Source organism: Paenalicyclobacillus ferrooxydans (assembly GCF_001399675.1).
In the GTDB taxonomy this organism is placed as follows: Bacteria; Bacillota; Bacilli; order Alicyclobacillales; family Alicyclobacillaceae; genus Alicyclobacillus_B; species Alicyclobacillus_B ferrooxydans.
This window is the reverse complement of record NZ_LJCO01000008.1, coordinates 158,354-173,138: the sequence shown is the minus strand read 5'-3', so window position 1 is coordinate 173,138 and position 14,785 is coordinate 158,354. Positions and strand designations below refer to the sequence as shown.

Annotated in this window: 12 protein-coding genes; 5 read left to right on the top strand and 7 right to left on the bottom strand. The window is 52.6% G+C overall.

The features are described from left to right. Positions 1 to 194: 194 nt before the first annotated feature. The 3 genes from AN477_RS00915 to AN477_RS00905 are packed head-to-tail and all read left to right on the top strand — an operon-like array spanning position 195 to position 3,685. Positions 195 to 1,397, top strand: coding sequence for a CaiB/BaiF CoA transferase family protein (locus tag AN477_RS00915; protein WP_245631665.1), 1,203 nt, complete (start codon positions 195 to 197; stop codon positions 1,395 to 1,397). After that, entirely contained in the window at positions 1,379 to 2,575 is a 1,197-nt protein-coding gene (locus tag AN477_RS00910) for an acyl-CoA dehydrogenase family protein (RefSeq protein WP_054967302.1), read from the top strand. The genes AN477_RS00915 and AN477_RS00910 overlap by 19 nt, the downstream gene beginning before the upstream one ends. 39 nt (positions 2,576 to 2,614) lie before the next feature. Continuing rightward, positions 2,615 to 3,685, top strand: coding sequence for an IclR family transcriptional regulator (locus tag AN477_RS00905; RefSeq protein ID WP_054967301.1), 1,071 nt, complete (start codon positions 2,615 to 2,617; stop codon positions 3,683 to 3,685). 718 nt (positions 3,686 to 4,403) lie between these two features. On the opposite strand, the gene AN477_RS00900 is transcribed toward AN477_RS00905, so the two are convergent. The 5 genes from AN477_RS00900 to AN477_RS00880 form a co-directional block, all read right to left on the bottom strand. Further along, positions 4,404 to 4,748: a DUF6054 family protein gene (locus tag AN477_RS00900; RefSeq protein WP_054967300.1), complete on the bottom strand. Its 345-nt coding sequence runs from the start codon at positions 4,746 to 4,748 to the stop codon at positions 4,404 to 4,406. Positions 4,749 to 4,901: 153 nt separating this feature from the next. Further along, the gene (locus AN477_RS00895) at positions 4,902 to 6,518 is read right to left on the bottom strand and encodes an ABC-F family ATP-binding cassette domain-containing protein (protein ID WP_054967299.1); all 1,617 of its coding nucleotides are present in this window, start codon (positions 6,516 to 6,518) and stop codon (positions 4,902 to 4,904) included. A gap of 403 nt (positions 6,519 to 6,921) precedes the next feature. Then, entirely contained in the window at positions 6,922 to 7,980 is a 1,059-nt protein-coding gene (locus AN477_RS00890) for an EAL domain-containing protein (protein ID WP_169787825.1), read from the bottom strand. A 302-nt stretch (positions 7,981 to 8,282) separates the two neighbouring features. Then, entirely contained in the window at positions 8,283 to 8,738 is a 456-nt protein-coding gene (locus AN477_RS00885; RefSeq protein WP_054967297.1) for a DUF4395 domain-containing protein, read from the bottom strand. 112 nt (positions 8,739 to 8,850) lie between these two features. Beyond that, positions 8,851 to 9,084, bottom strand: coding sequence for a hypothetical protein (locus AN477_RS00880; protein ID WP_054967296.1), 234 nt, complete (start codon positions 9,082 to 9,084; stop codon positions 8,851 to 8,853). Positions 9,085 to 9,294: 210 nt separating this feature from the next. Between AN477_RS00880 and aceB the strand changes: the two genes are divergently transcribed. Continuing rightward, positions 9,295 to 10,905, top strand: coding sequence for a malate synthase A (gene aceB, locus AN477_RS00875; protein WP_083485817.1), 1,611 nt, complete (start codon positions 9,295 to 9,297; stop codon positions 10,903 to 10,905). A 129-nt stretch (positions 10,906 to 11,034) separates the two neighbouring features. After that, positions 11,035 to 12,312, top strand: a complete 1,278-nt coding sequence (aceA, locus tag AN477_RS00870) for an isocitrate lyase (RefSeq protein ID WP_054967295.1) — start codon at positions 11,035 to 11,037, stop codon at positions 12,310 to 12,312. 99 nt (positions 12,313 to 12,411) lie between these two features. Here aceA and AN477_RS00865 read toward each other — a convergent pair whose 3' ends face one another. Together AN477_RS00865 and AN477_RS00860 are read right to left on the bottom strand one after the other, a co-directional pair. Then, a complete protein-coding gene (locus AN477_RS00865; protein WP_054967294.1) occupies positions 12,412 to 13,692 on the bottom strand; it encodes a DUF4129 domain-containing protein in 1,281 nt (426 codons plus the stop codon). Beyond that, a complete protein-coding gene (locus AN477_RS00860) occupies positions 13,689 to 14,780 on the bottom strand; it encodes a DUF58 domain-containing protein (protein ID WP_054967293.1) in 1,092 nt (363 codons plus the stop codon). Before AN477_RS00860 ends, AN477_RS00865 begins: the two co-directional genes overlap by 4 nt. Positions 14,781 to 14,785 lie beyond the last annotated feature (5 nt).

The following is a 14,785-nucleotide window of genomic DNA, read 5'->3' as shown; positions in this document are numbered from 1 at the left end:
CTTCTGCGTCCCTACTTCTGCGTCCCTACTTCTGCGTCCCTACTTCTGCGTCCCTACTTCTGCGTCCCTACTTTCGTGTCCCTTGTCGAATCTCCCCTGAGGGATTTCCGGGGCTCTAGTTGTAATGTTCAGTAAACTGTTCTACCATTGATTATAGGAATCATCATTCGATTATCGGATCTCGAAAGGAGATGGTGGACCTGCAGCCACTTGACGGTATCAAGGTCCTCGATCTGTCCAGAGTGCTCGCCGGCCCGTTTTGCACAATGAACCTGGCCGATCTCGGTGCTGATGTCATCAAAGTGGAGCCCGTCGCAACAGGTGACGAAACAAGGACTTGGGGGCCGCCGTTCGTTGGCGGTGAAAGCGCATACTTTTTATGTGTCAACCGAAACAAGCGTTCTATCGCTGTGGACCTCAAATCTACTGAGGGCAAGCGGATCATCGAGTGCTTAGTGAAACAGTCTGATGTTGTCATTCACAACTTTCTTCCGCCTGTGGCCGATAAACTTGGGGTCTCCTACAACCACATCCGTGAGTTCAACCAGGAGGTTATTTACTGCTCCGTTTCCGGTTATGGCAGTAATGACCTACGTCCGGGATACGACTACATCATGCAGGCTGTTGGCGGACTGATGAGGATTACGGGTGAACCACAAGGCCAGCCGATGAAAGTCGGGGTGGCCATCACAGACCTCTTCACTGGACTTTACGCGACGATTGCGATTCAGGCTGCACTCTTGTTCAAACAGAGAACGGGAAAAGGCCAACGGATCGACATGGCGCTCTACGATGCTCAAATTGCCATGTTGGCAAATGTGGCAAGCAATGTGCTGATTGGAGGTAAAGACGCCCCCCGGCTCGGAAATGGTCACCCAAACATCGTTCCTTATCAGTTGTTTGATACAGCAGATGGTTCCGTCATTATCACCGTCGGTAACAATCATCAATTTGCGGCTTTGTGCCGCGTGTTTGGGCTTGATGATGTCCTCTTAGACCCGCGGTTTCAAACGAACGAACTGCGAGTGGCGAACCGGGACACTTTGGTCAGGGTCCTGTCTGCAACTTTCAAGCAGCTTACTACATCGCAGATCCTTGCTGGCTGTGCTGAGGCGAATGTTCCATCGGGGCCCGTCCTAAGTGTGAAAGAAGCGCTAGAAGCTGAGGACACTGCAAGGCGAGACATGCTGTGGCATGTCAACCATCCCGTGCTTGGCGATTTACGTCTGGTTGCGAGCCCGCTGAAGCTGTCGGAGAGCCCAGTCTGTTACAAGCGCGTTCCTCCTAGGCACGGCGAACACACCGTCGATGTTCTGAACGAGCTTGGCTTTCTGCCAGAGCAAGTTCAATCATGGATAGACAAAGGAGTGTTGAAAACATGTTCGATTTCTCACTGAGTCAAGAACAACTTGAGCTTCAGTCGATGGTCCGCAGGTTTACGCAAAACGAGATCCTGCCGCACATTAAGGAGTGGGATGAGGATCACCATTTTGAAATGAGCGTGATCGACAAACTTTCAGCGCTTGGCCTGATGGGTGTCTGCATTCCGGAGCAATACGGCGGTGCTGGAATGGACTACAACGCCTTAGCGATTGTCTGTAGTGAGCTGGAATACGGGGACACAGCCTATCGGACTGCGGTGTCAGTACATACTGGTCTAAACAGCATGACCCTTTTACAGTGGGGTACGGAAGACCAGAAACAGCGCTACCTGGTTCCTCAAGCCCAAGGCAAGAAACTCGGAGCATTCGGTCTGACTGAACCGGACGCAGGGTCAGACGCTGGCTCCATCCGCACCCGCGCGGTCCGTGACGGAAACTCGTATGTGCTGAACGGATCGAAACTGTGGATCTCGATGGCCAATTACGCGGACAACATCCTGGTGTTCGCAACCGTCGATCCCAGTCTGAAACACAAAGGCATGACGGCGTTCATCGTAGAACGTTCGTTCCCGGGGGTCACCACACGCCCCATCAAGGGCAAACTCGGCATCCACGGCGGTGACACAGGTGAGGTCATCCTTGAGAACGTCCGTGTCCCAGTGGAAAACCGCGTTGGCGAAGAAGGCGAAGGGTTCAAGATTGCGATGTCTGCTCTCGACAACGGACGCTTCACTGTTGCCGCAGGGGCTGCCGGATTAACCCGGGCTTGCCTCGATGCCTCGGTCAAATACGCGCTCGAACGAAAAACGTTCGGCAAAGCCATCGCCCACCATCAGCTGGTGCAACAGATGATTGCGAAAATGGAAGCCGGACTGCAGGTATCCGATCTGCTGGTGTACCGTGCAGGGTGGCTGAAAAACCAAGGCGTCCGGAACACCCGTGAGACCTCACTTGCCAAGTGGGTCGCGGCAGACACGGCGTTTAAATCGGCAACGGACGCCATCGAGATCCACGGCGCGAACGGCTATTCCAACGAGTACCCGGTGGAGCGCTTCCTCAGGAACTCGAAGGCCCTCGTGATTTACGAAGGGACCCACGAAATCCACACCATTATGCAGGCCGAGTACGCACTCGGATTTCGCGAAGACAGGCCGCTCAACAAAATGCTCCCGGCATGGAACCCGGAGGTGTGAGCCATCGAGGAACAGACATCCAGTAAGGCTCAGACCCAGATGGCGCACGATGAGAGAGCGCAGATCCGGGCGGCTCAGACCCGGGCAACACACGATGAGAGAGCGCAGGCTCGAACGGCTCAGACGGGCACAATGGAGGCGCGCGCACAGCAGACCCGGACAGATCAGAGCCCGGAAGTCGTGCAGGCCGGAGCGATACAGACCCGGACAACGGAGAATCGCGCACAGCAGACCCGAACCGCGCAAACTCTGGCGCGCGGCCTCATGCTCTTAAACTGCTTCCAAAGCGATCAACCAGACAGTGGGTTAAATCATCTCGGTAACAACCTGGGTGAATCGGGATCGGCCTCGGCTCAAGGCAGGGAACTTGGGATCAAAGAACTGGTGCAGAGGCTGGGCTTGCCGCAGACCGTCGTGTCGCGGCTGACAGCCACCTTAGTCGAGTATGGTTACCTGTATCAAAATCCGACGACTCGGAAGTACCGTTTGGGCCTCACTGCGTTTACGCTGGGTATGGCCGCGAATCCTCATGAAGAACTCAAACGGGCAGCATGGCCATGGATGGAACAGCTTGCGCGGGAAACGGGCGAGAGTGTAAGCCTAACGGTTGTCGATCCGGTCAGCCACGACGGTCTATGCATCGCCTCCATCGACAGTGCAAACAGCATCAAACTGACGACGGTCGTCGGCAGCATGCGCCCTCTGCACAGGGGAGCGACCCGTAAAGTGCTGCTCGCGTACCTGCCACCGGATCAGCAACATTCCTACATGACTCGCGTCAGGGCGTCGGCGAGCAGCGGTGACCTGAGTACACCATCCGGTGCCGAGACGGGAAACATGTCAGGATCGGGATTCGGCAGGGTCCTGAACGCTGATTTGCAGTGCGAACTGGAGCAAATCGTGCACGATGGCTATGCCTATAGTGAAGAGGAACTGGACAAAGGGGCTTTTGCCATCGCAGCACCGATTCGAACAGGGCAGGGCCTGTTACTTGGAGGGGTAGCCGTGCTCGGTCCGCTCTTCCGTCACACGACTGAGGAACGCAAATCGTGGATACCCTTGGTCCAACGTGCGGCAGAAGCCATCGCGCGCAGCCTGAGGCAACAATAAGACATAAGACAATAAGCCTGTGCACCAGACGGGGGGCAATCACCTACAGCGAGGGGGCAGTGGACAGTATGGGGGGCAGTAGGGGGCAGCCTCACCGACAGCGAGGCGGCAATCGTCAACAACAGTCATTTTGTTTCTTATACGGTATTTTTCGCGATTCCGCATCCAAACAAGGGAACTTTTTTCCCTTCTGACCTGTCCGGAGGCTGTTTGGGCACTCGATCTGGCGAACAAGGTACACATTTCCCCCTAATTTCTCACCCGTGTGTAGAATTCAGCGGTTAGCGAACAATCTTTCCCCTGATCGATGAAGACACGGGAGAATGCAGATTGCCGTAGGGACAAATTGTCCCTTGTATGATACTTAACGCCCTACCTGTACCCTACCTGTGTCGGTGTTTCGGAGGTGCTTCGGAGGGCTCCCGAGGTGCGTCGGACGCTCACGAGGGTCGACCCTGCCGGTCATTTTTCCATTCATTCGTAGGCGGCCGCCTCAGGTTGTTGAGGAACTCAGTTCCTCTAAATCCTTCGCAGTCGCCACGGGTCCCACTGCAGAGGAACTCAGTTCCTCTAAATCCCTTCGAGTCGCCACGGGTCTGACTACAGAGGAACTCAGTTCCTATGCGGTTGGGCATTGAGCAAAGGGATTTTTCATCCGATGAACTTTCTCGACAATCTGAGGCGGCCGCTAAGGCCGCCTTCCACCTTCATATCCCTTTCAGTCTACCCATTCCGCATGGGTGACATATGGTTCCAAGATACCTTCCAGCTCCCGCAAGAAACTATCCCCTGCTCCCCAGTCAAAGTTGAAGATAATCCCCTCAGAACTTGCAGTCGCAATGGCCCGAATTTCCGTACTGCCTTGAAAGTTGTCTGCTATCACAATCAGCGCGATCCGGTTTTTCACCCGCATGTAATATTTTTCGAAGATGAGTGTGCCGATCTCAAGTCCACCGTCAAGTTTATGCTGCTCTTCGTGGACGAGGTCAACCCCCATCACCTCGGTTACTTTCGCTAATGCTTCCAGCGGAGACAAATTAACCTTAAGTGTCAGTTTACTCACTATTGGTCCCCTCCCCCATGTGACTGCCTCGTTTGCCCGCTCTACTCCGCTGGCGACAAAGTCCCTGTGTCCCCATGCTGTCTGCTTGCGACACCGACCTTCTGTCCCAGTCCCATGCTCCCCCCTTACGACGCCATCTGCCGCCTGGCCACTCTAGTCTTCTCCCAACGCACCAGCTTCTTCGTTGCTCCACGCGCTCACATCCCACACATCTGTGACCCAGTCCTCGTAAAACTGCGGCTCGTGGGCAACGACAAGAACCGTCCCAGGGAACTTCGCCAAGGCATCGCGAAGCGCTTCCTTTGCCAGCGCATCCAGATGGTTGGTCGGTTCATCAAGTACGAGCCAGTTTGCCTGCCTCATCATCAGTTGGCAAAGGCGGACTTTCGATTGTTCGCCCCCGCTCAGGTCTTTGAAGGCCTGAAATACCTGCTCTCCGCGCAAGCCGCACTGCGCCAGTCCCGTTCGCACTTCCCTTTGCGTGAGCGCCGGGAATGCTCCCCATACCCTTTCAATTGCACTCTCGACGCCATCAACCTTTGGTTCCTGTTCAAAGTAACCGACTACAACACCATCTCCGAGTTTGACTTGTCCTGACAGTTGCGGAATTTGCCCGAGCAGGGTGCGTAGCAGCGTTGTTTTCCCGATCCCGTTAAACCCCGTCACCGCCACCTTCTGCCCTTGTTTCAACTTCAAATCGAGTGGTGGGAAGAGCGGATCGCCATAGCCGACGAGAAGCTTTGTCGCCTCCATGACCGTTCCGGAAGCTGGCTTCGAAAAATGGAAACGAAAGTGCGGTCTGGCAGCCAGCTTTGGCGGCTTAATCCGATTCTCCATCGTCTTCTCCAGACGCTTCTCCCGGCTTTTTGCCTGTTTGGCCGTCGAAGCCCTCACCTTATTTTTCTGAATGTACGTCTCAAGTCTTCGAATTTCCGCCTGTTGTTGCTGATACATTGTCTGAACTTGATTCTTCCGCAGCTCGTAAGCTGCCGCAAAGGCTCGGTAATCTCCGGGATATCTCGTGACACGGTGGTGTTCCAGATGAAAGACGACATTGACGACCTGCTGTAAGAACAACTCGTCATGTGAGATCACCACAAATGCATGAGGATAGTTTTTCAGATACGTTGCGAGCCACTCTACATGCTGCTGGTCCAGATAGTTCGTTGGTTCATCAAGCAAAAGTGCGTGCGGCTTCTGCAACAGCAAGACGGCAAGAGCCAATTTCGTCTTTTGCCCACCGCTTAGGTACCCAACAGTCTTGTCGAGGCCAATTTCAGATAGACCGAGGCCTTCCGCGATCCGGTCGATCTCGATCTCAACCTGGTAGAACCCTGACTGCTGCAGTTGCTCCTCAAGTTCTGCAAAGCGGCGCAAATAGGAATCCAACCGAGTCCGCTCGCCTTTATACACATCCTCCGCTTCTGACACATCCTCAGCTGCAGCCATCTTGTCCGCCATGTCAATCATCTGACGCTCCATATCGTACAGAGGAGCAAAGGCGCTCCGAAGGACATCCCGAACAGTCATGTCTTCGTTTAAATTGAGATGTTGTTCGAGGTACCCGATTCGGGTTTCCGGGAGCCACTCAATCTTGCCTTCATCCGGCTGCCGCTCCCCCGATAAAAGCGACAGCAAAGTCGTCTTGCCTGCGCCGTTTGCACCAACCAGGCCAGTGTGATCGTGCTGAGACAACTTCATACTGACGGAACGAAAAATGAGTTGGTCGCCAAATGTATATGAGATATTATCCGCATTCAATAAACTCACAGGGGATTCCTCCTCGTACTGGACATTGATTCCAGCCGAGCGAAGGGCGAAGAGATCAAAAAAACAGGGCTGTAAGCCCTGTTGTATCTGCATGTAGTATGCCTGCCAACATACGTGTCGTCAGCAGTCCTATCATCGCAGGTCAGGTGCTTCTCCGCTTCGCGTCAGCTCGGTATGGCGAAAATGGACAGATCTGTCCCGTATCAAGCCACTGCGAGCATCAATCGAGCGGAAATACCAAAGCTACCCACTTCCTGCACACCTTCCCCATCCAAGATACATATCAAGCGTATCCAAGCTAGACGTCATATTTCAGTGCCGGCGAATCACTGCCCGACATTGCAACAATATGGTATTACTTTACACAATCTGAGCGGCACTTTGCAACGGCAAAGTGTCAGCTTTAGCCAATCTGGACTGGTGCCATGCGTTCTGCCGGAACAGACGGAGCTTTCCAATCGGGGCGTCCATACCAGTATCCCTGCTGCCATTCGTAACCCATCTCCAGCAGAACCCTACCCTCTTCAGGCCGCTCGACACCTTCTGCCAACATGCGTGCGCCAATTTTGCGCCCCGCTTCAAGGATTTGCTTGGCGGCGTCCCGCTTCTCCTTGGATTCATGAATGTCGGAGACAAACGCGCGATCGAGTTTCACAATATCGGGCTCGAGTGCCGCTAAGACGTCCAGATTGTTGTAGCCCGTACCGACATCATCAAGGGCCGTTTGGAAGCCTTGTTTCCGGTAATATTCGAGGATCCGTCGCAAATGCCCCATATCCTCGACAAGGTCTGTTTCTACCACTTCGAATACGACACGATTGCGTTCGATTCCACAGCGCTCGGCAGCCGCAATTGTCGTGGCGAGACAGTGTTCCGGCACGTAAATAGAGGTTGGAATGAAGTTGATAAACATCAGCGCATCGGCAGGGACCTCTTGTCCTGTTTCAATTCCGCAAATCCGACAAGCTCTGTCAAGGCGAAACAACTGGTTCTGCTCACGAGCGGCCTGGTATAACTTCAGCGGGGAAATCACTTCGTTGTCCTTTGAGATGCCGCGGGCAAGCAATTCGTAACCGACGACCCTGCCGGCGGCCAAATCCACAATCGGCTGCATCATCATGCGAAGTCGCTGCTCACGCACAATGTCCTCCACCCACAAGCTTGGGTTAACAACCCGGAAATCTTGCCAGTGAAGCACATCCCCATACTCGACTCGACCGTCTGCAGATAGGGTGGCATACTGCATCTGCCAGTCTTCAGGGGTATGAAACTCTTCCCAATAAGGAAGCAAATTATAAGCGAAGGAAAGGCTGAACCATATGGTTTGGTTTTCAAACAGACGCCAGTCGGATGTATGTGTTGCATGTAGCCCATTTAGGACTGCGGTCAGCGCATGGCGATCCGGAAAAGCGATCACGATGCCCGTTCTCCCCTGACAGGCCGCGCATTCTGGTGTATTCATTAGGTGCTCCTTTCCTCTCAACGCCAAAACGGAGACGTCAATCGAAACGATCATCAGAAAATATCAGTCTTACGAATTCTACCATTGCAGTCTGACAACTTATAGCATCAAAAATAGTTTATGTAACAAAAAGACGCCCTGACATTTCTCCGGTCAAGGCGTCATTCATTGTTCCAGTTGTTCCAGATTGTTTTCGTTGCCGTGAAAGCTGCCGTGCAATTCAACAGGTGGTGCTGCAACGTCACATCGAAGTGTCTCATGTAATCGGTATGAGTGCCGGTATGAGTGCTGGTCTGTATTCGTTACCTTGCACGGGTTGACCGTCTGTAACGATACTGCGACCACTGATACCGAATGAAGCATCCGATGCAAAAACCCAGAATAGCGATAAACGCAGCAACCAGAACCAATGCCGAAAACACGTACATCACAATCGTCCAACCAAGAATTGCAGACAAAATCGCCAGTCCCAAGCAGACGACCGAGATAACCTGATTGAACTGTTGTTGATCGCGATCCTCAGGGATATATTCGCTCATTGGCTTATGCAAAAAGAGACGGCCAATTTTCATCGCGGGGTTCCAGTTCAAAAACAAACCGCATAGTCCGCACACGAGTGGGATGGCCATAATCCAAACATCGCGCGTTGCCCATGCAAGTACAACAGAGAGGACAATCAACCATTGGTTGACACGAACCAGCGGCCGCGGAACGGATATGGGCCGGGATGCAGAATTCGTCGTTGTCGTTGTTGTCATTGTCGAACTCCCTTTTCCGAGTAACATTATGTGTTTTGTGTATTATCTACAGGATATTACACGGATAAGGTTTCGTCAATGGAACAGGCCGCGTTCCCATCGCAATAGAGGGCTACTCTGCCTTTGCCGTGCACCGTTCGCACATATACATGGCGCCTTCCCGCTGTACCCCAAACTCACGTCCACATTCCAGGCAAACACATTCTCCTCGAGTCAAATCCTCTACTGGAAAGCTGTCTTCACCAACTCCTGATGACTTTGTCATCCTTCGCAGCACCTCCATGTGGCGAAATTGTCTGCGCTGAACTCGGTTCCACTCTGGCTGAAACATCGCTGAACTATTCATCGTGGCCACCCCCACTGTGTTGTATAACACAATCAGATATTGTTTGTTGTATTATATAACACAAAACAAAATAAATGTGCTGAGTTTTTTATACAAATAAAAAAATTTATGTGTTGACATTGTTGTATAACAGATCATATAAATGAATTGTTGTCATACAACAAAATGCGGTGGGTTGTAACGCCGCATGATTCGCAAGGGGGATTTGGCATGCAGGTAAGCTATGAGGTTCTGCCTGGTCATACCGGAGTGTACCTCGCACCGGTCGAGAACCCGCTGTTTCGTGACATCTTGACACACGAAGCTGTGCACTTCGTTGTGAATCTCGCACGCTCATTTGATTCCCGCCGTCAGCACCTGTTGTGGGCTCGAACACGTCGACAGGCTGCACTCGATGCGGGAGCCACGCTTGATTTTCTGCCGGAAACAAAAAAGCTGCGCGACGGAGAGTGGCATGTGCCATCAGCGCCAGCCGACCTGCAGGACCGGCGCGTTGAAATTACAGGGCCTTCTGGCGACCGCAAGATGGTTATCAACGCGCTCAATTCAGGCGCGAAAGTGTTCATGGCAGACTTTGAAGACGCCAATTCCCCAACCTGGGAGAACAGCCTGATGGGCCAGGTGAATCTGCGCGATGCGATTCGACGGCAAATCTCCTTCGTTAACCCTGAAGGGAAACACTATGAGCTGGGGGGCAACCCGGCAACATTGATTGTACGACCGCGTGGTTGGCACATGCTTGAAAAGCATCTCCTCGTTGATGGAGAACCCGTACCGGCAAGCCTCTTTGACTTTGGATTTTATTTCTTCCATAACGCCAAAGAGTTGCTTTCGCGCGGTTCAGGTCCGTATTTTTATCTGCCAAAGCTTGAGAGTCACCAGGAGGCACGTCTGTGGAACGACGTGTTTACGTTCGCGGAGCATTATGTTGGCATACCTGTCGGCAGCATCCGCGCTACGGTCCTCATTGAAACCATTCCGGCTGCGTTTGAAATGGATGAAATCCTTTACGAACTTCGCCCTCACGCCTCCGGTTTGAATTGCGGTCGTTGGGACTATATTTTCAGTTTCATTAAAAAACACCGTTCTCACCCTGGTGCGGTGTTACCTGACCGAAGCCTTGTCACCATGACGACCGAGATGATGCGCAACTATTCGAAATTAGCCATTCAAACATGTCATCGAAGAGGCGCACATGCCATTGGTGGTATGGCAGCACAAATCCCCATCAAAAACGACCCTGCGGCGAACCAACAGGCACTCGAAAAGGTCCGCGTTGACAAAGAACGCGAGGCCTCAGACGGCCATGACGGAACATGGGTTGCTCATCCCGGACTTGTGCCAGTGGCACTCGAGGTTTTCAACAGGCTCATGCCTAAGCCAAATCAACTGGATAAAAAGCTGGATGACTTCACTGTGCGAAACACAGACCTGTTAACCCCGCCCAAAGGTCCAATCACCGAGGTCGGCGTTCGTACGAATGTACGTGTTGGACTTGAATATATCGAAGCCTGGTTGCGCGGTTCGGGAGCGGTCCCCATCAACAATCTGATGGAAGATGCAGCGACTGCTGAGATTTCACGAGCGCAGTTGTGGCAATGGATCCGCTACCCATCAGGCGTTACCGACACTGGTGTGGATATCACGCTCGACTACGTTCGAAGCGTTATGGACGAAGAACTTGCATCCTTGCGCCAAAAGCTCAGTGATGCGGATCAAAACCGTCTGTTTGACGAGGCAGCAGAACTTCTGTGGGATCTGACCCGTCAAGAGACATTCGAAGACTTTCTCACCACCCCAGGGTATCAGCGATTTGCGTAAGGTTTCCGTGAAAATCGCAGAATGACGTTTTGGATCACGGGGGGCTTTGTCAGAACAGCAAAATTCACTGTCAAAATCGTGGAACGCGCTTTAAAAATACATTGAATTGACTTTGAGGAGGAATTATTAATGACTTTCACCAACGACGTGGAACAGATGCAAAAGAATTGGACCAAGAACGACCGTTGGAATGGAATTACACGGCCTTACACGCCGGAAGACGTCATCCGTCTGCGCGGCAGCATCAAAATCGAGCACACCCTAGCCCGACTTGGTGCAGAGCGCCTTTGGACACTCTTGAACCATGAACATCATGTTAAAGCCCTCGGGGCACTCACAGGGAATCAGGCAGTCCAGCAGGTCAAGGCGGGCTTGCAAGCTATTTATCTCAGCGGCTGGCAGGTTGCTGCCGATGCCAACCTCTCAGGGCATATGTACCCAGATCAGAGTCTGTATCCATCGAACAGCGTGCCAAGCGTGGTAAAACGGATCAACCAGGCACTGCAGCGTGCCGATCAAATCCACCACGTGGAAGGCAATTCTGATATTCACTGGTTTGCCCCTATCGTGGCGGATGCAGAGGCTGGATTCGGCGGACATCTGAATGTCTTCGAACTAATGAAACAGATGATTGAAGCGGGTGCCGCTGGAGTGCACTTCGAAGACCAGCTTTCTTCCGAGAAAAAGTGCGGACACATGGGTGGCAAAGTTCTCATCCCAACATCACAGGCTGTGAGAAACCTGATTGCAGCCCGTCTTGCAGCTGACGTGATGGATGTTCCAACGCTCATCGTGGCACGAACCGATGCGAACGGAGCGTTCCTCCTCACCAGTGATGTGGATGAGCGAGATCATGAGTTTATTACTGGAGAACGGACAGCAGAAGGTTTCTTCCGCATCCGCGGCGGTATTGATTCTGCCATCGCGAGGGGCCTTGCTTACGCACCGTACGCTGACCTCATTTGGTGTGAAACCTCAGAGCCAAATCTTGAGGAGGCACGTCGGTTTGCCGAAGCCATTCACGCCAAGTTCCCAGGCAAGCTGCTCGCATACAACTGCTCTCCGTCGTTCAATTGGCGCAAAAAACTGGATGAGTCAACGATTGAATCCTTCCAGGATCAACTCGGAGACATGGGTTATAAATTCCAGTTCGTCACCCTCGCCGGGTTCCATGCTTTGAACAACAGCATGTTTGAACTCGCCCGTGAATACAAGCAGCGTGGAATGGCTGCGTACTCAGAACTACAACAAAAGGAATTCGCCAATGAGGTCTACGGTTATACCGCTACCAAGCATCAGCGCGAGGTGGGAACAGGTTACTTTGATGAAGTAGCACAGGTTATCACAGGCGGATTGTCCTCGACCACTGCACTCGACGGCTCGACTGAACAGGAACAATTCGCTTAATCATCAGGCCATTTCATCTCATGAAAAGGGGACGCGCCGTATACCGGTCTGCGTCCCTTTCGCCCTAGGCCCACACTAAGTCTGCTTCAGTCTGCTTCGTCACTGTCCTTGTTTCCTATCAATGAGACGTGCACTCTTCAGAATCTGCAGTGTCTCCTCAGACTCTGCTTCGGTCACAAGATGGTCGCTGTACCTCGCACGATGGTACAGCGTGGCAAACGGCCTGAGTTGCTCCACGGCACTGGAGTCTGCGAAATATTCCCTGACCTGATGAATGACTTCAGAGGAGTCTTTGCTCCTTGACCATGGGAGACCTCGTGCGATTGCGTCCTGTACTAGTTTGAGATACACGTAACGAATTTTATCTCGCGGATCCTTCAAGTCATCCCACCGAAGTGAACGTTTGGCCCTTCTTAATCTCGTAAGGGCCAAACGTTCTTTTATGGACGGCCCTTTGAGATGATCCACGTGATCGATGTACCCATGATTTTCCGTATTTACTTTTCCTTTGAGTGCATAAAACAGCCTGAGAGCCAAGGCGATGATGAGTCTGCCAGCTTGAATCGCAAACCAAGCCCCGACTACAACAAGCAGGGCGATGCCAAAGATCTGCAACACGATGGACAGAATCCGGGATGCGTGACCCGTACGGCTTGGCTTCATATGCAGCGCCTGGGTTCCTGATGTGTGAGGAGCACTGACCTGCGTGTGACTTCCGTGCCCTGCTGTCCAAGCAGTGAAGGCATGGGCAATCACACCGAGAACCGGCCAGAATAGCGACAAAAATACAATCACACCGAATAAAGCAGCCAGGTGCATCCGGTTCGTCTCTTTCACTTTCCGATCGATCTCGACTTTGTCTGTCTCTGTAAAACTGGCATCAAGAAGTGTCGTACGATTTAGGAAAACAAGAAACAGCAAGATACATACAATGGCGAGCGTTGTCATGAGCCCCAGCAAAGGACGATAGGTTGGGTAATGAAAACTGAGTGCTGCGTATCCCGCATAGCTGACGAGCCCGACAACATAGAGTGCCAGTGGATACAAGTATTCGCTGGCTGAAACAATCCGGATGGAACGCCAGAACGATGCTCCTATCAGCAAAAATAAGACAAACTGCTGACTAAGAGTGGCCGGCACCAGCAGTGCACCGAGTCCACTGGCGATGACGCCGAATCCAAACAGCCAAACTCTGCGCTGCACATAACGGGTCACTACGACTCCGATGACACGGATGACAAATACAATTGCAACAAACAGCAGCAGTTCGTACCCTCGTTCAATCAGCTTCGCTACCGCCACCGCGACCGGAAGATAAAACAGCCCCTCCAGACAGGTATCCCGGATGCTTTGAGTGACGCGATTCCATCCTTGATTCATCGGACCATCTTCCCCTCCTGTTCCGACAGTTCACGGAGGTTCACAACATGAACGAAATTCCCAAGTCGTCGCAAAGCGATGAATGCAGCTTCAAGGTCTTCATTGACGTAGGCGGTCAAGATGAGCATGGCGGTGTTTTTGGTCTGGTCACGAATCTCTGCTTCGAGAAGCCTCTCAAAGCCAATCTCCCGCTCGATCCGGATACGAGCCATCCGGTCCAAAAGCTCTTCAAGATGAGCGTCCCCTGTGAGCATTAAGGTACGGGTTGCGTTCTCTGCGTTCGTCACAAATCCCACACGCATGCCATGCTGAACAGCAAACGCCGCTGCCGATGCAGCAATTACGATCCCTTGTTCAATCCATTCGGGGTGGCTGACCTTATTCCACATGTTTTCCATGTCTTCTACGTTTAGATAAATCATCAGTTGAAGGTCTGCCGTGGCATCCCGACGGTGGACCATGACGTCTCCGGTGTGGGCAGTGGCCTTCCAATTGATGAGTTTCAGCGAGTCACCGGGGACGTATTCGCGAACACCGCTGACCATGAACGGATCGTCGACGAAGGACCTTCGAACCAACATCTCTCCGAGCGAACGACTGACAGGCAACGGCAGGTCTTCGTATGCTTCAACTCTCGGATAAACAATAACTTCGGACTTGACAGGGTAGTGCCTGGTGCTTCGCCATAGACCAAACAGGTCGCCAGTGGTCATGACAGCACCATCTAACTCAAATACGCCTCGTGCCGAACAGACGACATCGTGCCGACGGGTAATTTGAGTCCGCCTCGCCAGCGAAAAAACGCTGTAATGAAACTGATGAAACTGCTGTCCAAGCTTGATTTGCCGATCCGATGCACCGTGGAACCGAAGGCTTAAGTCAAAGGAGGACTCAACCCGAACCCACGGAATCGGGATGAGCGCTTGGTTACGGATCTGTTCCGAAAAGTGAATCGTATCTCCAGCACTCGCTCGACGAGCGTCAAACCCTGCGGTGTAATCGACCGCCCTCAAACTAACCCAGCGATAGATAAGCATTTGCAACAGTATGACCAGCAGTGTTGCCGCCAATATCGCATAGATGACCATGGGCC